Source organism: Pseudoalteromonas sp. AS71, assembly GCF_038900275.1.
Lineage (GTDB): Bacteria > Pseudomonadota > Gammaproteobacteria > Enterobacterales > Alteromonadaceae > Pseudoalteromonas.
Genome location: NZ_JBBMQZ010000001.1, coordinates 384544 through 407130, shown reverse-complemented (window position 1 = coordinate 407130; position 22587 = coordinate 384544). Strand labels below are relative to the sequence as shown.

Here is a 22587-nt window from a genome sequence, read left to right as displayed (position 1 = left end):
TAAGTCGAGTTTAGGTTTACTAGTAACAATCCTATGCAGTTCTACATAACATTGGATGGTGTATGGAATTAAACGATGTACTTGATCATGGTGGCATCCTCGTTGACTGCCTAGCAGTTTTATGTCGTCATCATGGTAAAGAGTTTTCAAGAGAAGCACTATTAAATGGACTTCCTCTAACTGATGGAAATCTTACTCCATCAGGTTTTTCGCGCGCAGCAAAGCGCATCGGCTTTAAATCAAAAGTAGTTAATAAGCCATTACAAAAAATTAATACAGCACTGCTACCTGCCATCTTAATTTTAAAAGATAACCAAGCCTGTGTTATTAATTCTATTGATTACGATAAACAGTTGGTGAGTGTAATTTACCCAGAACTTACAGAATCAGTTATCGAACAAAGCATTGATGAGTTAGCTGCTAACAGTGTAGGTTTAGTTATTTATGCTCAACCAGAGTTTGCATTTGATGAGCGAACACCTGTACTTGAAAAACTATCAAAAGACGGATGGTTTTGGGGAGTAATTAAAGAATGCCGCTCACTTTATAAAGACGTAATTATTTCGGCTGTTGCTTTGGGTTTTTTGTCGGTTGCTATGCCTTTATTTGTAATGAACGTATATGACCGCGTAGTGCCCAACCACGCAACAGAAACCTTATGGGTACTTGCCATTGGCATTTTAATAGCACTCACTGCTGACTTTGTTTTGCGTTTAGTAAGAGGCTACTTTGTAGAGCTTGCTGCAAGCAGAATAGATGTCAAAGTATCGGCTGTAATAATGGAGCGGGTATTAGGTATGAAACTAAAAAACCGCCCATCGTCCGCAGGCTCCTTTGCTAGCAACATTCAATCATTTGAAGCTGTACGTAACTTTTTTAGCTCCATAACGCTTGTCGCATTAGTCGACTTACCATTCGTAGTTTTATATTTAATTGTTATCGCCATTATTGGCGTCCCCCTAAGTTTACCCATTATAGCGGGCGCACTTATATTATTAGCTTACGCTATAGCCGCACACCGCAAACTTGAGGCTCTTTCAGAACAAACAATGAAAGCAAGCTCAATGCGAAATGCAGTATTAGTCGAAAGCTTAACCAATATTGAAGATGTAAAGAGCTTTCACTCAGAGTGTAAAACACAGTCTGTATGGGAAAAGTCGACCATTTACATTGCACAAGTAAACGCACATAGCCGACTCGTTTCAAGCTCCATATCAAATACAGCATCATGGATACAGCAATGCGTAGGCGTAATAATAATGATAATAGGCGTACACCTCGTTATTGAAGGTGAGCTAACTCAAGGCGGGTTAATTGCAGCCTACCTATTATCGTCTCGTGCTATGGGCCCAATCGGGCAGTCGGCCGCTGTTTTAGCACAATATCATCATGCCGCAATAGCAATGCAATCGCTGAACGAGATTATGGAAAAAGAGGTCGAGCGTCCACCTGGTAAGCACTGGCTAAGCCACCCAATTTTAAAAGGTGATATAGAATTTAAAGACGTCTGTTTTAAATACTCTGACGAATCTCATAATGCGCTCAACGGCGTTAGTTTTAAAATTAAAGCCGGTGAAAAAGTCGCCATTTTAGGACGCAATGGCTCAGGTAAAAGTACATTAGAAAAGCTTATTTTAGGACTATACGAACCCTGTTCAGGATCAATTTTGATGGACAATAATGATATACATCAAATTGACCCAGCTGAGCTTCGTCATAATATTGGCTACCTACCACAAACCGTTGCCCTGTTTTATGGAACCTTGAAAGACAACCTCACCATGAGTGCTTGGCATGCCAAAGACGAGCAAATTATTGAAGCCTGTGAGCGAAGCCAATTATTTGATTTAATTAATTCGCACCCAGACGGATTTGATTTACAAGTAGGCGAGCAAGGTCGTCAATTATCAGGTGGCCAGCGCCAAGCTGTAGGTATGGCAAGAGCCATAATTAACGACCCTCCAATACTATTACTAGATGAGCCAACCTCATCGCTAGATCATAATAGTGAAAGTAAAATTATTAACAATTTAAAGGGTTATTCTAAAGATAAAACCTTAATCGTGGTGACTCACCGCTCATCATTACTTGAGCTTGTTGACCGAATTATAGTTTTAGATAACGGAAAAGTAGTTGCTGATGGACCAAAACAAAAAGTAATTGCAGCGTTAAATAATAAGACAGTGGAGCAAGCCTCATGAGTGACAATAAAAAACCACTTGAACAGCGCTCCTTTGAATCTGTTAGCAGAGCAATAGAAGCAAGAAAACAAGGCAAGCCATCAGTATTTAATAAACTATTTAAAGGATGGATTTCTCCGCCTAACAGCCAAGACTGGGTAGTAGATGCTCAGTGGGAAAAAATGCAACAGGAGCCAGCAAGCGCTAGGTTATTGCTCTATTTAATTTGTTTAACGTTTATATGCCTTATTGTGTGGTCTGGTTTTGCTAATTTAGATGAAGTTGCTCGTGGTGAGGGGCGTGTTATTCCCTCCAATAAATTACAACTTATTCAATCTTATGATGGTGGTATGGTCGAAAAAATAAATGTAAAAGAGGGGCAAATAGTAAATGAGGGTGATGTACTCATTAAAATAGACCCTACCCGCTTTATTTCTAGCTTTAGAGAAAACCAATCCAAAGTTGAGTCGTTAAGCGCAAAAGTAGCGAGGCTCAGAGCACTCACTCAAAAAAAGGAGCTCATATTTAGCGAGTCTGTTATTAAAAATGCGCCTAGAGTTGTGCAACATGAGCGTTCTCTTTATTTGAGTAACAGCCAAGAATTAGAGCAACAAGTAAGTATTCACAAACGCCAACTAGAGCAGCGACACCAAGATTACATTGAAGCCAAAGCGGCACTTGAACAGCATACGAGCGCGCTGCGCTTAACAAACAGAGAGCTCTCTGTTACTCGCCCATTGTTACGCACGGGCGCTATCTCAGATATAGATATTATTCGTTTAGAGCGCCAAATAGTTGATCTAAACGGCGAGATAAACAGAACCAAGGCAGTGATAAATAGGAGCCTCTCGGCCATTAACGAAGCTAAAAATAAAGTAACCGAAGTTGAACTCGTTATGATTAACCGTTGGAACAATGAACTCTCTGAAGCGCTACTTAGACTAGATTCAATTAAAGAAACTGAATCTGGCTTGGCCGATAAAGTAACTCAAACTGAAATACGTTCTCCTGTTAAAGGCACTGTACAGCGATTATTAGTTAATACTGTTGGCGGTATTTTACAGCCCGGTAGCGATGTTATGGAAATTGTCCCGCTTGACGATCAACTTGTAGTAGAGGCAAAAATTCCGCCTAAAGACATTGCATTTTTACGCCCTGGGCAATCTGCGATGATAAAATTTAGTGCCTACGACTTTGCCGTATATGGAGGCCTTGAGGCAGAGGTTTTACATATTAGCGCCGATACCATTACAGATGACCGTGAGAATACCTTTTATTTGGTGCAACTAAAAACCACCAAAAATAACTTTTCAAAAGAGCTGACTATTATTCCAGGTATGACCACTCAAGTGGATATTATTACCGGTAAAAAAACCGTACTTGAGTATCTTTTAAAACCAGTTCTTAGAGCTACATCGCAAGCAATGACAGAGCGTTAAGCATTTAATAAATGGAGAAATAATGCGCCAAAGTATTTTTATTACACAGCCTGAATTTGAATCGAAACACTGGCATACAGCGTTTCCTGGTTGCTTGATATGCACAAAAGAACCACACAGAGTCACGGCATCAAGTATTATTTGGGTTTTGGCCGGTACATCTAATTGGCTTGAGCTTGTTAAAAAGTATTCTCAGCAACGTTTACTGGTTATTGTTATGACCAACGAACTAGAAATAAATCAACTAAGAAGTGCGCTTGAAGCAGGAGCTAGGGGCTACGTAGAAGCGCTCGCTACTAAAGTAATTATCGAACAAGTACTTGAGACTATTTGCTCTGGCGGAATATGGTTACCGGGGCAATTGCTCTCTAACTTAGTGGGGGCTTTATCAAACACACCGTTTAAATATGCGAGCACATGCGAGCTTGAGTTACTCACAAAACGAGAACGCCAAGTAGTTGATATTGTTGTAACAGGTGCAACTAATAAGCAAGCTGCAGAATCTTTAAGTATTACGGAGCGTACAATTAAAGAGCATATGAGCTCTATATTTAATAAGCTAAAAGTACGCGACCGCATTCAATTAATGTTAGTTGTAAAGGGGCATTAACCGCACGGTTAATGCCTGTTACTTACTCTTTGATAACCCCATCAAAACCTAAGTTAATAAGCGTATCTATATCATCTTGACTTGTTACACCTTGAGCCACCACTTTAATGCCAATTGAATGCGCTAACGTGCACACTCCTCGCAGGAATGTTTGATTATCTTGGCTGTAACTAATATTGTGGCCGTAAACGCTATCAACCTTAATCATTTCAAGACCAAACTCCTGAATTTTATTAATTTTAGTAAATTCAGGGCCTACACGTTTTAATGCTACTTTAGCGCCCATGCACCGTGCCTGCTCACAAAAATCTTTGAATATCTCAATTTCGCTAACGGCAATACTTTCACGAATATCAAAACAAATTTTAGAGGCTAAATCAGGAAACGCCGAAAGGTACGTAAGAATCGAAGCAAGTGCAGCATCATCAAGTAGCGTTTGAGCAGATAATTCAACCGAAATCAGTTCACTTGGTGGTTCAGCATTGTACTGGGCAACCAACGCCTTAATTAAACCCCAATCTAAACGCGCTAATAACTTTAGTCGGTTAGCCCACTGGTAATAATAACTTGCACGATATACTTGCCCACCAAGTTCTAGGCTCAGCCCTAATTGATTTTGCATTAACTGCCCTGAAAAGCTCGTTACTGGAAACGCATTAATTTCGAGTGTTTTGTTATCTAAGGCCTCTTCTATTGCCTTTTGCCAACTTCTTGCATCATCAAATAACTCACTTTTTTGCTTATTGTCGCTTACTTTTGCTTGTACACCGGGTTTATTATCGGCTGATTTTAAAAGTTCATCTGCTCGTTTTAATACATCAAACCGCGTGTCATTCTTTTGGATGTAAGTGCAACTATGCGGTATAGCTAATTCAATATTTTTATACTCTTCAATAAAAGATTCATGAAGCCTAACTACTTTTTCACTCAATACCTCAATATCATCAGTATCACTAAACAGTACAGTAAAGTCATTATGTGATATTCGGGCTATGTAGTTTTCTGAAAAGTGTGCTTCATTAGATTCTAAAAACTCGATTAAAACTTGCGAAAAACGACGTAAAAAATTAACCATTTCTACACGGCTAATTTGTTCGCTCATTTTATCTAGGTTCACAACTCTAAATAAAAATAAGGCTCCATGAGCATGATCTTTCGACTTTTGTAAGTGAGCCTCAAGCGTTGCACCAAAGTACTCTCTATTTGCTAAACCAGTTAGCTCATCGTGTTGCGATTTAAATCTAAGCTCTTCTAAACGTTTATTATCTTCTTTAATAATACGGCTAAAACGAGTAGATAACTGGTTCATTGATTGCACTAAACGGGCAAACTCAAAAGTGCGAGGAACGCTCGATTTAATAAAACGTTTTTCACCAAATGCATTAGCCTGATACACAACATCATCTAGTGGTTTTAATATCCTACTTAAAAAGTAAGCACTAACTATACAAGCAAAAAAAGCAACAATTAAAAAACTGAAAAATAGTTTAAGCGCACTTTCCCATAAGGCTTGCTCAGCATATTGACTATGGCTTTCTATAAACAAAGTACCAAACTGCTGCCAACCATCATTTACTTGCCCAACCCCTGGCTCTACATTTAATGCATAAATTGATCTAAACCACTGTGGAGCCGTCGCTTTAAGTTCATCGGTAAACGTGCGTTTAACAATCACCTCACCATTAGGGTCTTGTAGTTCTATTCGCTTATAGTGACCGGTATCAAATGTGGCCGATACTAATAATTCAAGCTCAACGGGGTCTTTATCTAATTGGCTAATCATTAACGCAAGTGAACTGGCGTTATCTACATTTTTTAAGTACAGCTGGGTCGAAAAATAACTTTTAGCCGAATTAGTGCTAATTAAAACACTACTTATAAAGCCTACAAAAATAACAATTAAAAGAGCAATCCATAGCTCTTGCCTGAGTGTTATTTTTCGTTTTTTAAGGTACTTAGATAAGGAAAATGATGCCATTACCACATAACTCCTTCTTTGGTTGTCTGCTCCAAAATTTTACGCCAGCGTGAAAGTCTTGCTGTTGGGCTGGCTACACTTTTGGTTGAATTATTAGCCCATAAACCTTGGCTGTTAAAGCTAAACACTGGGCTTAAATCTACACGTTTTGCAGCAGGTAAAACCTTTGTTATTAAACTATCTAAAATAAGTGGCTGAGCGTTTGGTGTAGCAAAATAACCTAGCACCATATGTGCTTGCGTTTTGTTAGTGCCCGCAATTTTTGCTTTTACATAGATAAGACGTAACTTGTCGTCGCTCACCCCTAGGGCTCTTAAGCTTATATACTTTGCTATTGCGTAATCTTCACAATCACCTAAGCCTCTGCCTAATGTTTCTAAAGGGGTTGCCCAGTAATCGTTTTGTTTCCATAGCAAAATATCAGTTTGATAGCGTAAATTACGCGCAAAAAAATCATTAACAATAAGAATTTGTTGTTGTTCTGGTTTATTTTGAGTTTGTACCAACATACTTTGCCAGTTACGTGCAACAGCCGCTCGCGCAGGTCCATATTTTTGACCCATCAGCTCAATAAAGGTATTAAATTGAATAGTTAGTCGGCTTGCAAGCACGCCACTAGAGAGTACAAAAAACAGCAATAGGTAGCGCAAATTGGCTTTGCACCATATAAATAATTTAGGATTTAAATGAGTTGGCTTAAACGCCATTTACAGAGCCACTGTTAATATAAGTGGCAATAAAATACATCTGTTGAGCACTACGCAATCTACTTAAAAATTAATCCTAACAACAGCATAGCACTCAATATAAGAGGATGAGATATTTTGAATAGCTTTTTTAGTAGTACGTTACTTTTTTAACTTCGCGTGGTTTTACTTCACCTATGTATAAATCGTGCACACGCTTCATGTTGAGCTCAAGCTCGGTTACATAGATATCATCAACAGCATACGTTTTTATAATTTGCGCACCTTTAATGAGCCCCTGCACTTTACTTTCTAAGTAATCGTCTTGAGCAATTGAACCTTCCACCGTTGTTCCTGCGGTAATTTTTTGCCCATATACTTGTTCAGTAAGCTCGCGGTAAGCCTCAAGCTTAGAAGCTTTAATTGCCATAAGTTGCTTTTGCGACGCGTTAGCGCCTTTTTGTAAGCTAATAGGTGCATACCCTATCGCTTTTAAAACTGGGTAATTATTTGGCTCTACATATTTATATTCAACGTGCTTATCAAAAACGCTGCTACAACCACCTAAGGTTAAACACCCAAGTATAATAAGTAATGAAATCGCTCGCATAGCATCTAGCCCTCGTATAGTAATTAGCAGTACATATGCACGTTTAATGCCATTTATAGTATTACCAAATAACATTGGTACAGTCCTTGCTCTACCTAGTTAATAGCTAACGTTTAATTGGAGTAAAAGTATGAAGTCGTTTTTATCATTGGCATTTGCAGGGTTAAGTGCAACGGCATTATTAACGTTCTCCCCTTTTACTAAAGCGCAGTGGTATGAATCAACGGGCCATGCGAACGTTCAAAATGGTGAGACGAGCGCTGCCAAATCTGCCGCTATAAAAGATGCGATTACACAAGCGTTAGTGTTCTCTGGCGCACGGGTTAGCTCGGTGCAAACCTTGGTAGATGGCGTGTTAATGCAAGATCAGCTAAAAATTAGCAGCCACGGCGAAATTCAAAAAATTGAACTGGTCAGCGAAAATAAATACGACAATAAATTTGCTATTACATTACGACTCGATATTTTTTCTCAAACAGAGCAATGCCCACAAAATAGCTTTAATAAGTTTGTGGCCGTTACACAAAGCCAACTTGTTCATCGTGAACACGCTAAAATGGGTCAAATATTTGACGTAAGTAAAGCGATTAGCAAAAATATTTTTACCTCACTGCAAAAATCAAAAATGAGCGCAGTGCCTATTGCTTACTATAATAATGCAATAAGCGTTGATAAATACTTTTCGCAGCAGCACGACTATTCAAACGCTCAATTAGAAGAAATATCTTCGCGCAGTAACGCTCAATATGTATTGCTTAGCCAAATAACCAGCCTTTCGACTAGCGACAAACTCAATAACGATTATGCATTTTGGCAGGACGAGGCGTATGAGCGCAGTTACAACATTGAGTTTGCACTATTTGATGGCACTACCTATGAGCAGCTTTGGCAAAATAGTTACCATACTCAAGCAATTTGGCCATTTGAAAAAACAACCATAGTGGATGTTAATAGTGATAGGTTTTGGCAATCGCCTTATGGGCAAAGCATAACCGATATCAACCAATCAGTGAGTTATGATATTCAAGCAGCCATGGCATGCCTACCTACACAAGGCAAAATAATGCATATGGAAAATAGCAAAATCGTTATTAACTTGGGTAAAGCTCATGGGTTAAAAAAAGGCCAAATGCTAAGCATTGCGCACCATAACTATTTAACCGACGCGGCAGGTAATGTAATGCCGCACACCATCACCACGCTTAATAAAATTCGCGTAGAGCAGCTTTATCAGCAAACCGCAGTAGCAGTCAGTATTGATGACAAACCACTACCTGGCGTGCAAATTAACGATGTAGTAGAAATAATCAGCCAAGATCTTTAGAGTTTTTTACTCAATTTAGCTTTTAAATTAGGGTGAGCCGATAACCACTCGCCCAATTGTTCTACACCCGATAAATGCGGATAATGCTTTCTGCATGCAAACACCACGTTACGCTGCTGATTAGGGAATATAGGCAAGTAATCAATCCCTACACGGTCGGTACATGCTAACTTTGGTACAAATGTAATACCGTCATCCATAGCCACTAACGCTAATAATGTTTCTAAACTATTACCTTTATACTGGTTAGATACATCGACCCCTGCGGAAAAACAAAACTTTTGGGCTTGATCTTTAAAGCAATGACCATCACTTAACATTAATAGGCTGCATCCTTGAAGATCGCTCAGCGCTACTTTTTTATGCTTAGAAAGCGCGTTATCGTGTGATACCGCCACTAAAAAATCTTCTTTGTATAAAGCAACCGTATGGTAATTAATAAGCTCTGGCACATCAGCTAGAATAGCACAGTCGAGTTCACCCTTGTTTAAAGCTTCTAAAATTGTTGCTGTTTGCATCTCAATAAACGAAAACTGGCTATCAATAAATGCCGCTTTCATTGATGTTAATAACGCAGGCAACAAATAAGGCGCAATGGTAGGGATAATACCAATAGTTAATTTACCTTGTAGAGGCTCGTTAGAAGTAGCAGCAAGTTCTTTGAGTATTTGCGTTTGTTCTAAAATAATTTCTATTTGCGTCAACAAACATTCACCTTTTGCTGTTAAGGTGACTTGCTTGGTTGAGCGATCAAACAAAGTAACGCCAAGCTCATTTTCGAGTTTTTTTACTTGACCACTTAATGTAGGCTGGCTAACAAAACATGCATCGGCAGCTTTGCGAAAATGCTTATATTGCGCTATTGCTTTTACATATTCAAAATCTTTTAAGTTCATATTCAGCTCTACGTGATAGTTTATAACTATCAGTTTAATACAAACAAACGATTGGAACTATATTTAATTATTCACCATAATGGCTATCAACAAATCAAGAGGAACAAAAACTATGTTAAACAATATCGAAGGTCAAACAATCCCAAGTGTTACATTTGCAACTCGCGAAAATAATGATTGGAAATCAGTAACAACAGATGACATTTTTAAAGGTAAAACTGTTGTAGTGTTTTCACTACCAGGTGCATTCACACCGACATGTTCATCAACTCACTTACCACGTTATAACGAATTAGCAGGCGTACTTAAGCAAAACGGCGTTGACGAAATTGTATGTTTATCAGTAAACGATACCTTTGTAATGAACGCATGGGCTGAGCATCAAGAAGCGCAAAACATTACTTTATTACCAGACGGCAACGGCGAATTTACTGACGGCATGGGCATGTTAGTAGACAAAAACGACCTAGGCTTTGGTAAGCGCAGCTGGAGATACTCTATGCTTGTTAAAGATGGCGTGATTGACAAAATGTTTATCGAACCAGATTTACCAGGTGACCCGTTTGAAGTATCTGACGCAGACACAATGCTTGATTACATCAACCCTAAGCAAGCTAAACCAGAACCAGTAAGCATCTTTACTAAACCTGGCTGTCCTTTCTGTAAAAAAGCGAAAGAGCTTCTTGCAGAAAAAGGTTTCGCATATGAAGAGGTTGTTATGGGTGCAGGCGCATCACTAACAAGTCTAAAAGCTGTATCTGGTCGTGAAACTGTTCCACAAATATTCATTGGTGGTAAACACATCGGTGGTTCAGACGACTTAGAAAAATACTTTGCTTAATCAATAAGTAAATTAAATGCCTAACGTAAGTAGGTAAAAAATAGGGGCTTTTATGCCCCTATTTATTAGAGGAAAAAATACTATGAAAGAATTGCAAACCGATGTTGTTGTTATAGGCGCAGGCACTGCTGGTTTAAGTGCTTATCGTAATGCTAAACAGTTCACACAAAATGTATTAATGATCGAATCAGGCCCATACGGCACCACATGTGCACGTGTTGGTTGTATGCCAAGCAAGTTATTGATTGCAGCCGCCGAAGCCGCACACGCAATTGAAATGGCACCTGCATTTGGTGTTCATAGCTCAAAGCCAGTTATTGATGGCAAAGCAGTTATGGCACGCGTTAAAAGTGAACGAGATCGTTTTGCAGGATTCGTAGTAGAAGCCGTAGATGAATTACCAGAGGGTGATAAAATTCGTGGTTACGCTAAATTTTTAGACACAAACCGCGTACAAATAGACGACCACACAATTATTACAGCAAAACGCTTTGTAATTGCAACCGGCTCACGCCCTTCATACCCCGGCGTATTTAATAACTTTGGCGACAAACTTATTATAAACGACGACGTATTTGATTGGGATGACCTACCAGAATCAGTCGCTGTATTTGGCCCTGGTGTAATAGGTCTTGAAATTGGCCAAGCACTTAGCCGACTAGGCGTAAATGTAAAACTATTTGGTGTAGGCGGCGCAATTGGCCCACTTACAGACCCAGTAGTAAAAGACTATGCAAATACTGTTTTTGCTGAAGAATTTTTTGTAGATACCGACTCAAACGTATCTGACATGATGCAAGTTGGTGACAAAGCACAGCTAACTTACACCGACAAACAAGGTGAAAAACACACCGAACAGTTTGACTACGTACTTGCAGCCACAGGCCGAGTACCTAACGTAGATAAACTAGGCCTTGAAAACACAGGCATTGAACTTGATGAACGCGGCGTACCGCACGCAGACACACATACAATGCAGTGTGGTGAGTCAAACATATTTATAGCAGGCGATGCGAGTAACATGCTCCCATTGTTACACGAAGCATCAGACCAAGGTGCTATTGCAGGTCAAAATGCAGGGCGCTTCCCAGATGTACGAATAGGTCTGCGTAGAGCAAAAATTGCAGCCGTATTTAGCGACCCACAAATAGCAATGGTCGGCGAAAGCTACAAGCAAATTACCGACCGTTTAGGCCCATGCGGTTGTTTTGAAGTAGGCGAAGTCAGCTTTGAAAATCAAGGCCGAAGCCGAGTAATGCTTAAAAACAAAGGTCATATGCGTGTATATGCAGAGCAAGGCACAGGCTTATTTTTAGGTGCTGAGTTTATTGGCCCACAAGCCGAACACATTGCTCACTTACTAGCATGGGCTGTACAAAACAAAATGACCGTACCAGAAATGCTTGATATGCCATTTTACCACCCTGTAATTGAAGAAGGGTTACGTACCGCCCTTCGCGACTTAAACGCCAAACTTAAATTTGGCCCAGACATTGTAAATTCATGTATGGAATGTGGCCCAGGCGCATAGCCTATTTACCACACATACAAACTTGCTAAGCAAAAGCCAAAACTAACGTTTTGGCTTTTTTTTATAATTTTTTTAAGCCGACCTCTCAAAAAAAATTTTAGCTGTTACACTTAATTGTTAATCGAATCAAAAAAGATAAAAACATCACCTAGTTCTAGCGCAATTTTCTTAACGTTAGATAGACTCTCTATATAAGCAGATTTGTATTATTTAATAAAGTTATCTCTGAGTAACGACACTACTTCGTTAGTACGACCATTTAGTACTGCTTTAAGGCCAAATAAAGCCGTAGAGGCTACCTGCCCTGCTTCTATTTTAGGCGGCATGACTAACTCCATTCTATTTACTTTTACTTCTAATAAAGCCGGTCCTTTTGCATCTAGCCATGCGCGCATCGTTGAAGGCAGTTCATCAGGGTCTGATACTTGCCAACTGTGCAAGCCAATTTGCTGTGCTAATAGAGCAAAATTAGGGTTCGAGAGACCTGTGTAACTATCAAGTAAGCCTTCTACCCTTTGCTCCATTTCTACAAAGCCGAGTGAGTCATTGTTAAAAATTAAAATTTTAACTGCTATTTTCTCTTGCACTAAGGTAAGTAAATCTCCCAATAACATGGTGATCCCGCCATCGCCACACATTGCTATTACTTGCCTATCAGGATATGCATTTGCAATTCCTAATGCCTGAGGATACGCATTTGCCATAGTACCATGCAATAAACTGGCTAAAAAACGGCGCTCTCCTGTAGCCTTTAAATGCCTTAATAACCAAACCATTGGACTTCCTCCATCGGCGGTAAAAATAGCATTATCAGTGGCCTGTTCACTGAGTAGCTGCGCCAGGTACTGCGGGTGAATAAGGTCAGAGTCGTGTTTTGCCTTTTTATTGTAGCCCTGAGTGTCTTTTTTCCACTGCTCAAGCGATTCATTCAAATGTCTATTATCTGATTTTTGTTCAAGTAGTGGGGTTAACGCAGCTAAAGTATCTTTAACATCGCCCACTAAACCAAGTTCGATAGGCGAACGGCGCCCTAAATGGTTAGCCTCTTTATTGATTTGCACAATACGGGCTTTTTCAGGATAAAATTGGGTATAGGCAAAGTCAGAACCTAAGCAAATTAACAAATCGCAATCGCTCATTGCTTGCACTCCTGCAAGATTTCCTAAAATCCCTGTCATACCAATGTTAAAAGGGTTATTAGGCTCTACAAATTCTTTTGCTCGCGAACTATGAGCTATCGGAGCGTTTAACTTTTTTGCCAAAGTAATAAGTTGATCATGCGCCTTTCGGGCGCCAATACCTGCGTAAATGGTAATGCGCTTTGCATCGAGAATCATACCAGCAAGCTTTTTGAGTTCGTCGTCACTTGGACGAATAACCGGTTGAGGCTGGTGAACCGACCAAGGCAAATCATCATCTATTTTCTCCTTAAATACATCGCCATTAACTACAACCACCGCCACCCCCTTATGTGCCAATGCCGCTTGAGCTGCCTGGGTTACGATACGCCGAGCTTGATCTGGGTGGCTAATACGCTTACAAAATACAGAGCACTGCTCGTAAATTTTGGTTTGGTCCAACTCTTGTGGAAAATCCATTCCTTCCTCCGCCCTATCAATGTTGGAGGCTATTAAAACAACAGGGGCACCATTACGGTGGCTTTCAAAAATACCATTTACAAAATGTAAGCTGCCAGGTCCACACGTTCCAGCACAAACAGCAAGCTGCTCTGTCATATAAGCTTCTGCACCGGCGGCAAAGCCACCTACTTCTTCATGACGTACATTGACCCACTTTAAATCGGTGTGCCTAATCGCATCAGTAAAATGATTTATTGTGTCGCCAACAATACCATAACAACGTTTTGCTCCCGCTTGTACGAGAGTGTCTGCTATAACGTGTGAAACTGTTGTACTCATTAGTAATGTCCTCTTTTATGTGCTAATAACGTTGTTCCCATTGCATCGGTTAAATTTTTAATTGGCTTAAATGTATCTTTAGAAGCAGCTTCCCACCAATCGCAATACGCTGTATCGCCAGGGGTATCAAGCAAACTGTTAGGAGGTAAAAATGGATGGACTTCCATAATTGACTTAGATTGTGCTGCATCTATGCGCGTTATAATTTGATGGGGATCTAACTCACTAGGATGAACGCCACCGCAGGAGCCCACAATTTCACCTAATGCAGCTAACGTTTTAGAATGAAACAGCGCTGCTCTTTGTGATTGTATTTCTATATCTAACGAGCGTTGGCGCTGTGGATCTTGGGTGGTGATCCCCGTAGGGCACGTCCCTTTGTCACAACGCTTAGCTTGCACACAACCAATGGAAAACATAAACGCACGCGCGGCATTACACCAATCAGCGCCTAAAGCAATATGCTTAGCCATGCCCATACCATTATAAATTTTACCACTGGCACCGAGCTTTATATGCTTCCTTAACCCCGTACCCACTAACATATTTTGCATCATTACTAAACCATCCTCTAAAGGCATACCAACCCAATCCGACAATTCATTAGGTGCAGCGCCCGTACCGCCTTCTGCGCCATCGACCACAATAAAATCAGGGTAAATTTCAGTGCTAAGCATAGCTTTACCCAACGCCATAACCTCGTGGGGCATACCAACGCACAGCTTTAACCCTACTGGCTTACCGCCAGAAAGCTCACGCATATGTTGTGCAAATTCAAGTAATTCAACGGGTGTTGAAAAAGCAGAGTGCCCAGCGGGCGACAAACAATCTTCATGAGCGGGAACTTTACGGGTGCGGGCTATTTCTTCAGTTACCTTAGAGCCTGGTAACAAGCCACCATGGCCTGGTTTAGCACCTTGACTGAGTTTTATTTCAGTCATTTTTACTTGTTCACTTTGTGCAGTATCAGCAAACTGCTTTGGATCAAAATTGCCGTGCTCGTCGCGACAACCAAAGTAGCCAGTGCCTAACTCCCATACAATGTCGCCACCATGCTTTTTATGATACTCACTAAGCCCTCCTTCCCCGGTATCATGATAAAAGTCACCTATTTTAGCGCCTTTATTTAATGCCTCAACTGCTCTACCCGATAATGCGCCGAAGCTCATTGCCGATATATTTAATAAGGATGCTTCATAAGGTTGGCTAGATTGCTCATTACCAATAGTTACCCTTGGCTTAGTATCTGGCTGAGATTTAGGTGCCATAGAGTGGCAAACCCACGTATAACCATCTTCTTTTACGTTGCGTTCTGTACCTAAAGGCCGCGTATCACTTTTACCTTGCGAGCGAGCATAAATAAGATTACGCGCTTCAAAACTGTAAGGTGTACCTTCTAAATCATCCTCCACAATGTATTGGCGTAAAAATGGTCGTAAGTCGTAAAATATGTGCCTTATCCATGCTATTACCGGATAATTTCTAAGCAACGTGCTACTAGTTTGCAACCTGTCTTTAATGCCTAGTGCCACAAAAAAACCAGCAATAATGATGACGAATATTGAGAGGTAATTATAAGGATTTAAAAACAGAACTAGCACTAACACAATCAATGCACTGATCGGTAAAAAAGCGCGCATTAATAAATGAAAAAAAGAAGCCATTTGTTTCATTATCGTATTTCCCTTTCTTTTGAGTGAGCAAAAGCAAGGTGAAAGCATATACTAACCCAAGCTCGAGCAATTAATAATCTACTCTAGGGACACACTATAATAAGCAAACTGAACAAAAACTGATGAAAGAGACTAAAAAAGGAACAAACAAAAATGGGTTACGCTCAATCAACTAATAGCAATTGCATTAAATAAGTGATCTATTATAGCGCTAAGAAAATAGCACAATGACAAGGCAAAATTGTGATGTATAAAGTCAAAATTTGATGATCATATACAAAGCTCCTAGAGTTTTTCGATATAGTTGTGTTGACCAAGACATAAACGTTATCAGAGGAGCTTAGTATAAAACTATATGGTGGGGTGGAGTTGACTTGCATTCAAATAATAGTGTAATTCCTATCATTAATGAACAGGGTGAAACGCTTAACTGCAATCGTTTAAATAATGACATCTCTGTCATTTTATCTTTTTAGCCCCTTATAAATACAAGCTAGCAGGACTTGTTGTTGAATCAACATTTAATTTGTATTGGTTAGTTGATGCATTAATAGCTGCAAAGTTTAAACTTCACTTAGCGAATCCAGCTGCAACCCAGCAATACTCTGGTTAAAAATATACCAACGAGCATAGTGATGCACGCCGGTTAGCTGAAATGCTAAGTCTAGATATACTCTCTGGAGGCTATATTTATCCCCGAGAACTCAGGGCTGTTCGAGATTTAATGCACAAACAAATGGACATTGTTCAACAGTCCACTAAAAACTTATTATCGGTGTAAAGTTGTTATATGCGTCATCTTGGTTATAAGCTCGGTAGCAACAAAATGACCGTACCAGAAATGCTTGATATGCCATTTTACCACCCTGTAATTGAAGAAGGGTTACGTACCGCCCTTCGCGACTTAAACGCCAAACTTAAATTTGGCCCAGACATTGTAAATTCATGTATGGAATGTGGCCCAGACGCATAGCCTATTTACCACACATACAAACTTGCTAAGCAAAAGCCAAAACTAACGTTTTGGCTTTTTTTTATAATTTTTTTAAGCCGACCTCTCAAAAAAAATTTTAGCTGTTACACTTAATTGATAATTCAATTAAAAAAGATGGAATAGCTATGCCCGATAATAAATTTAGACTAGTCACTCGCAGCGATTTTGATGGCTTAGTTTGTGCCGTATTGCTTAAAGACTTAGACCTAATTGATGATATTTTATTTGTTCATCCAAAAGACATGCAAGATGGCAAAATAGACATTACCGAAAACGACATTACGACCAACCTCCCCTACGTTGCAGGCTGTCACATAGCATTCGATCATCATCTTAGCGAAACAGTACGTAACTCAAGCGACATAAAAAATCATATTATTGACCCAGAAGCCCCATCAGCAGCTCGCGTAGTTTATGACTATTATGGCGGCGCTGAAAAACTTCCAAATATTTCTGTTGAAATGATGGACGCGGTAGATAAAGGCGATGCTGCTCAGTTTTCAAAAGATGAAATATTAAACCCGACCGACTGGGTATTAATGAACTTTATTATGGATGCGCGAACAGGCCTTGGCCGTTTTCGCGAGTTTAAAATTTCAAATTATCAATTAATGATGAAACTCATTGATGCATGTAAAGATCAGAGCATCGAAGAAATCCTACAAATGGAAGACGTAGCCGAACGTGTTGCTTTATATAACGAGCATAACGAAAAAGCCAAAGAGCAAATCTCTCAATGCGCTACCGTCCATAAAAACTTAGTCGTCCTTGATTTAACCCAAGAAGAAACAATTTACGCCACAAACCGATTTGTTATTTATGCCATGTACCCCGACTGCAATATCTCGATTCATAAAATGTGGGGCCTTAAAAAGCAAAACGTAGTGTATGCTGTTGGTAAATCAATCACTAACCGCAGCTCAAGCACCAATGTTGGCGAACTGTGCCTTAAATACGGCGGTGGTGGTCATTTAAATGCAGGTACTTGCCAAGTAGAAACAAGTCAATCTGAAGCCGTGCTTAGTGAATTAATTGATACAATTACAAGTGATGGTTAATATTAACTTACAATAACCAGAGTTATATAATAGCTCTGGTTATTTTATTTTAGTATGGTGAGTTTTAATCACTCACTTTTTCCATATAAATTTCTGTAATAATAAAAGAAATAATGAACTCATGTTAGATACTAAAAACTTCGAAAAAACACTTTATCAAGATACCAAAAAAGCATTTAAAAACATTATACAAAAATACGGTAACGATCTTTATGTAATGGGCTTTTACCACACAGGTAGCTACTCACTACTGCCAATGTTTAATACCTTATCGGATTTAAAAAAAGTATTTGAAGCAGAGTACAACAACGATGTAAGTAGCTTTTACATGGCTAAATGGAATCCAGAAGACTACCCGATGTTTGAGGATTATTCCGAATACTTTGATGAAACAACTCTAGAGTGCCAAAAACTAGAAGACAGCATTGATTTGTTTCAATCAGATATAGAAGCAATGGATAATTGGCATCAATGGCTTACGACAATGGAAAAAGTGCTCATACAATTAGATGCCGAAGGAATATTTTCAAATGGTATCAAACGCGAAAAAATCACTTTAGCAATACTCGCCTATGATGAAGAAGAAAGCATTCAATTTAAAAGAATCAAACGACTTAACCCACCAACTGTTCTAGCACAAATTCAAGCCGACTTTGAAGCCATGGTTTCAGAGCGTGAAAAATGTGAGCAAGAAGCTTTAAACGCCTTTAATCAATAAGTGCAACACTACTACACATGCGCTATACATGAAGTATGGGGAAGGTAAATAAAACACCGCATTAGCATGTGCTGTTTTTTATTGAGAGCGAAAAGCTAGACGCATTAAAAAAATTATTCGCCATTACGCGTTAGAAGTTGATGGTGACGAAAAAGGCGCAGCCGAAAACCGCTGTGACTTTAAATAAATAGACCCAAACAAAGGCTCTGCAACTGGCTATATTTTAAAATACATAGCGAAAAATATAGATGGTGAAGGTGTAGGCGAAGATAAATTCGGTAACGATTCGCTTCTTGTAGCGCAACGTATTGATGCGTGGGCATCGTGTTGGTGCATACGTCAGTTTCAACAAATTGGCGGTGCTAGCGTATCAGTTTGGCGCGAATTAAGACGTTTGCGCTCTATGTTTAATGATAAAAAAGATAGCCTATTAGAACAAGCTCGCTTTGCTGCTGATAACAGCGATTGGAAAGGCTATATACTCGCTATGGGCGGTTTACACACAAAGCTAAAAGATAGACCTAACAAATTACACACCAATTTAAACATAGTAGAGGAAACTGGCGAGTGCTTACAAAGCTATTACGATGGTGAACTCATACTTAAACTGTGGTTCGCAGGTAAAGCCGCTTTTACGAGGTAGTAGCACTAGGCAGCACTATTTATGGAAGGCCGAAAAAGCATAACCTAAAGCTAGAACGTATTAGCTAAAGCTCCTCATTACCCAATAAGAGCTAAAGCTATCACTTTTAAATAAAATTGCAGTTAAATTTAACATCTCAAATAGCTAAAGCTCTTAACTAAGCTTTGATCATATCGAACACCAGTAAAAAGCCAAAAATTACCTTTAACTTACCATTTGCCAGAATGGCAAAAAGGCTCTTACTTGAAGTTCTGTAAATAACTGTACTGATAATTTATTGATGCCATATTATTGACTATAAATATTGTTAGCGTATGGTAAAGATCTAATTTATAAGGAATTAAATATGGCTATTAATCCAATAATTAATGCTCAACTAAAAAACTTCAAAGAAATGAACCCAAATGAAAATTTGAATGAGGCTGATTCTTTCGAAGTTATGTCTATTTTCTCAGTTGAGAACGGGATTCTAAGTGAGAATATAGACCCTTTTAGAGTACATTTAAAAGGCTCTGAATTCGGAATTGATGGTATTGCTATCTACATACAAGGTTCTCTTTGCACAGATATAGAAGAAGCAAAAGAAGTACTTTCACATGGTAAAAATCACACTGCAGAATTTCATTTTTTTCAATCTAAAACATCTGATAAGTTAGACTACGGTAATATTTCAAAGTTTCTAGATGCTATTAACGATTTTTTTACTGATCAAAACTTATTCATTGGTAGTCAACTTGAAGAATTAAGTGACATTAAAGATCAAATATACTCAAAAGCAGCCAAAACTAGCCCCATCTTAAGATGTTTTTACTGCACAACAGGATCAGGTCAAATAGCAAGTCCAATACAAACGCTTATTGATTCCAATAAAGAACGATTAAATGAATTAAATATTTTCGATGAAATATATATTGAATGCCCTGGAGCCAAAGTAATACAAAACGGCTTTCGTTCAGCAACAAACTCCTCATCTGCTAAATTAAATTTTCAAAAGGCTGTAACCATGCCTAGCCATGAGAAAGTTGATGAAGCGTATATTGGCTATGTACCAGCATCGGAAATACTGGGGATTGTTCTTGGTGAAGAAGATAATGAAGGTAACCGCCATATAAACAAAAGCTTGTTCTACGATAATGTGCGTGACTTCAACCCTGAATCCGATATTAATAAAGCTATTGCTGCTGAAATAAACTCTGGCGACGGGAGTGACTTTGTATTTAAAAACAATGGTATAACAGTCGTTTCAAAAAGTATTGATCGTAAAAGTGATACCTTTACTCTTGAAGATTATCAAATAATAAATGGTTGTCAGACTACAAATATATTAGCTCATATGCGAGATAAAGTAGAAAATATTTCTGTTCCATTGAGGTTAATCGGTTGTAGTGATGTAGAGTTTGTCTCAAACGTAATAATTGGAACAAATCAACAGAATGAAGTAAGAGAGGATCAATTTTGGGCTTTAAGACCATTCATGAAAGATCTCGAAGAATACAGTTCAGCTCAAGTGGCAGAGCTAAAAATCTATATTGAGAGGAGAGATAATCAATATAGAGACATTCAAATTGAAAGAACAAGGATTTTAAAACCAACTGATTTGATGAAAGTAGTTGCAGCAATGTTCTTTTATCAACCAAATAGAGCTGCTCGAGATTATAGAGGAATCCGAAAAGAGTTTTCTAGTAAAATATTTTCAGAAGATCACAATGTAGAACTCTATCATTTAGCAGGCTTAGCACTCTATAAATTCGATTACCTTATTAGAACTGGCAAAGTTGATAGAACTAGAGCAATATTTAAATACTATGCTCTATATGCGCTTGTCAGAATTCATAAAGATCAACCAGATTTATTGGAAGCTACAAGTAAAACACAAAAACCTATAATCAATTTTTTAACTACCACTCTTAAAAATCACGAACAATTTGCTAAGCATATAGAACAAGTGGCAAATATTCTCGAAACAATTATTGAAAAATCAGGCATTACGATTACAGCCCGCGAGAAAGTGAGAGACCATATAAGAACTGAAAGCTTCGTAGCTGAATTCGATAAAGAGTTAACTAAAAAATAAAATAAGTGACCAGTTTAGTTAAAACCTACACTGGTTTTTAACCTTTGCAACTGCTACATATGTTCTACACAGAAATTAAATAAGAAGGAAAAATAAATGTAAGTCATTGATTTAATCGGTAGCCCCTGCAACCACCAAAACAACAAGCCAAGCTGTTGATTTAAAGTTATTTAGCAAACACTAAAACCGAAAGGTGTAACATAGAGTGTAACAAAATTTCATTTCCACTCGTTTGAAATGCGATGTAAGAAAATAAGTAAAAATAATTAAAAATTGAATATCGAAGAATAGTTATGGAAGTTTCTATATTTAATTACTGGGGCATAAAGAAATACTGCACCTATAAAAGGCGCAGCTTTAACTTTATCTGCTATAACCAACCATGACCCTTAAGTTGCTCCCACGAGGAAGTTACATGCTCTAAAGACATTAAGCTCTTCTTACGCTCATTCCAATTTTGAATAGCCATAAATGCTTGCTCAGGTGTGTTTGCATGCTCTTGTTTAGCAACCCAATGAACTGTCGCTAATAACTCTACACCATATGGTGACTCATACCCTTCAATTAAATCTGTAACACGCGCTATTCTAGAACTTATTTCAGGGTTAGAGCTTGCTAAAAATAACTTTGCATCTTCGAGTGTAGTTTCAACTGGACGGATCTCTGACTCAACAACCCCATCACCAACACCTTGAATATAATGACCATCCATTGCATTTAAAGCATGCCTTAACGCATCAGCATAAGGACCAAACTTATCTTTAACAAAGTTAAGTCGCATATCTTCACCAGCTGCCTGTAAAAAGTAGGCAAGCTTTTGCACTTCAATTTTTGATAAGCCATAACTAACTGATTGGTACGATTGTAATAGAGCTAAAATTGCAGCCCTACCTGGAGTCATTTTTGGCTTAGGGGTACTTGTTTGCATGTCTTGTGCTTTTATAGAATCTGTCGGTTCATATAAATAAACATCAAGTTCTGGAATGTTAGTCAGATACCTTAACATTAAAGGTTTTACTATTTCCCAATCGAGTCCACCATTACCACAACCTAAAGGTGGAATAGCAATAGATTGAATATTTAACTCTTTAATGCAAGCAACCAAATCTTGTAAACCCGCCTCAATATCTTTTAAGCGAGAATCACTGCACCAATGACCTTTTGTTGGGAAATTAATAATAAGCCGAGGAGTGACAAGTGCACCCAGTTCAAAAATAAACATTTTACCTAGGGCAACGTCTCCAGCTTTACAGGCTGTCGCATAAGCTTTGTAGTTACTTGGCCATTTCTTTTTAAACTGTAACGCAATACCTTTACCCATAACGCCAACACAATTAACGGTATTGACTATAGCATCAACATTTTGCTGTTGTAAAAGATTGCCCTCTACTGATTTAATACTCATACAGCCCC

17 protein-coding genes and 1 pseudogene are annotated in these 22587 nt (G+C 38.7%); 11 read left to right on the top strand and 7 right to left on the bottom strand.

The features are described from left to right. The first annotated feature begins 62 nt into the window (after positions 1 to 62). Genes WNY98_RS01940 through WNY98_RS01930 form a run of 3 tightly spaced genes read left to right on the top strand, consistent with a single transcriptional unit; the run spans position 63 to position 4229 of the window. Positions 63 to 2201, top strand: a complete 2139-nt coding sequence (locus WNY98_RS01940) for a type I secretion system permease/ATPase (RefSeq protein WP_182696558.1) — start codon at positions 63 to 65, stop codon at positions 2199 to 2201. After that, on the top strand, positions 2198 to 3619 hold the full coding sequence (locus tag WNY98_RS01935; protein ID WP_342876971.1) for an HlyD family type I secretion periplasmic adaptor subunit: 1422 nt from the start codon (positions 2198 to 2200) through the stop codon (positions 3617 to 3619). Before WNY98_RS01940 ends, WNY98_RS01935 begins: the two co-directional genes overlap by 4 nt. Positions 3620 to 3641: 22 nt before the next feature. Beyond that, positions 3642 to 4229, top strand: coding sequence for a response regulator transcription factor (locus WNY98_RS01930; protein ID WP_342876970.1), 588 nt, complete (start codon positions 3642 to 3644; stop codon positions 4227 to 4229). Between the two features lie 22 nt (positions 4230 to 4251). Here the strand turns inward: WNY98_RS01930 and WNY98_RS01925 are convergent, their stop codons facing one another. The 3 genes from WNY98_RS01925 to WNY98_RS01915 all read right to left on the bottom strand — a co-directional run bounded on the left by WNY98_RS01925 (position 4252) and on the right by WNY98_RS01915 (position 7503). Next, positions 4252 to 6207 carry a LapD/MoxY N-terminal periplasmic domain-containing protein gene (locus tag WNY98_RS01925; RefSeq protein WP_342876969.1) on the bottom strand — a complete coding sequence of 652 codons (1956 nt, stop codon included), beginning with the start codon at positions 6205 to 6207 and terminating at the stop codon, positions 4252 to 4254. Further along, positions 6207 to 6914 carry a transglutaminase-like cysteine peptidase gene (locus WNY98_RS01920; RefSeq protein WP_024589974.1) on the bottom strand — a complete coding sequence of 236 codons (708 nt, stop codon included), beginning with the start codon at positions 6912 to 6914 and terminating at the stop codon, positions 6207 to 6209. The genes WNY98_RS01925 and WNY98_RS01920 overlap by 1 nt, the downstream gene beginning before the upstream one ends. A gap of 130 nt (positions 6915 to 7044) precedes the next feature. Then, positions 7045 to 7503: a flagellar biosynthesis protein FlgP gene (locus WNY98_RS01915; RefSeq protein WP_342876978.1), complete on the bottom strand. Its 459-nt coding sequence runs from the start codon at positions 7501 to 7503 to the stop codon at positions 7045 to 7047. 130 nt (positions 7504 to 7633) lie between these two features. Between WNY98_RS01915 and WNY98_RS01910 the strand changes: the two genes are divergently transcribed. Continuing rightward, entirely contained in the window at positions 7634 to 8827 is a 1194-nt protein-coding gene (locus WNY98_RS01910) for a flagellar assembly protein FlgT (protein WP_342876968.1), read from the top strand. Here WNY98_RS01910 and WNY98_RS01905 read toward each other — a convergent pair. Then, positions 8824 to 9723 carry a LysR substrate-binding domain-containing protein gene (locus WNY98_RS01905; RefSeq protein ID WP_342876967.1) on the bottom strand — a complete coding sequence of 300 codons (900 nt, stop codon included), beginning with the start codon at positions 9721 to 9723 and terminating at the stop codon, positions 8824 to 8826. The genes WNY98_RS01910 and WNY98_RS01905 overlap by 4 nt on opposite strands. Before the next feature lie 112 nt (positions 9724 to 9835). Between WNY98_RS01905 and WNY98_RS01900 the strand changes: the two genes are divergently transcribed. Both WNY98_RS01900 and WNY98_RS01895 read left to right on the top strand, forming a co-directional pair. Then, the gene (locus WNY98_RS01900; protein WP_342876966.1) at positions 9836 to 10564 is read left to right on the top strand and encodes a glutathione peroxidase; all 729 of its coding nucleotides are present in this window, start codon (positions 9836 to 9838) and stop codon (positions 10562 to 10564) included. An 82-nt stretch (positions 10565 to 10646) separates the two neighbouring features. Beyond that, positions 10647 to 12095, top strand: coding sequence for a dihydrolipoyl dehydrogenase (locus WNY98_RS01895; RefSeq protein WP_024598729.1), 1449 nt, complete (start codon positions 10647 to 10649; stop codon positions 12093 to 12095). Positions 12096 to 12301: 206 nt separating this feature from the next. Here the strand turns inward: WNY98_RS01895 and WNY98_RS01890 are convergent, their stop codons facing one another. Then, on the bottom strand, positions 12302 to 14014 hold the full coding sequence (locus WNY98_RS01890) for a thiamine pyrophosphate-dependent enzyme (protein ID WP_165723556.1): 1713 nt from the start codon (positions 14012 to 14014) through the stop codon (positions 12302 to 12304). Continuing rightward, positions 14014 to 15687 (bottom strand): FMN-binding glutamate synthase family protein, encoded by a 1674-nt coding sequence (locus WNY98_RS01885; protein WP_220490830.1) that lies wholly within the window; start codon positions 15685 to 15687, stop codon positions 14014 to 14016. The genes WNY98_RS01890 and WNY98_RS01885 overlap by 1 nt, the downstream gene beginning before the upstream one ends. Positions 15688 to 16507: 820 nt before the next feature. Between WNY98_RS01885 and WNY98_RS01880 the strand changes: the two are divergent. The 5 genes and pseudogenes from WNY98_RS01880 to WNY98_RS01860 form a co-directional block, all read left to right on the top strand. Beyond that, positions 16508 to 16660 (top strand): annotated as a pseudogene (locus WNY98_RS01880) (dihydrolipoyl dehydrogenase); the annotation flags it as partial. Positions 16661 to 16806: 146 nt separating this feature from the next. Continuing rightward, positions 16807 to 17739, top strand: coding sequence for an exopolyphosphatase (locus WNY98_RS01875; protein ID WP_342876965.1), 933 nt, complete (start codon positions 16807 to 16809; stop codon positions 17737 to 17739). Positions 17740 to 17860: 121 nt separating this feature from the next. Further along, positions 17861 to 18457 (top strand): DUF4303 domain-containing protein, encoded by a 597-nt coding sequence (locus WNY98_RS01870; RefSeq protein ID WP_342876964.1) that lies wholly within the window; start codon positions 17861 to 17863, stop codon positions 18455 to 18457. Positions 18458 to 18860: 403 nt separating this feature from the next. Then, positions 18861 to 19100: a hypothetical protein gene (locus WNY98_RS01865; protein WP_342876963.1), complete on the top strand. Its 240-nt coding sequence runs from the start codon at positions 18861 to 18863 to the stop codon at positions 19098 to 19100. Positions 19101 to 19446: 346 nt separating this feature from the next. Beyond that, the gene (locus WNY98_RS01860) at positions 19447 to 21174 is read left to right on the top strand and encodes an AIPR family protein (protein ID WP_342876962.1); all 1728 of its coding nucleotides are present in this window, start codon (positions 19447 to 19449) and stop codon (positions 21172 to 21174) included. A gap of 370 nt (positions 21175 to 21544) precedes the next feature. Here the strand turns inward: WNY98_RS01860 and WNY98_RS01855 are convergent, their stop codons facing one another. Continuing rightward, positions 21545 to 22579 carry a macro domain-containing protein gene (locus tag WNY98_RS01855; RefSeq protein WP_342876961.1) on the bottom strand — a complete coding sequence of 345 codons (1035 nt, stop codon included), beginning with the start codon at positions 22577 to 22579 and terminating at the stop codon, positions 21545 to 21547. Between the last annotated feature and the right edge of the window lie 8 nt (positions 22580 to 22587).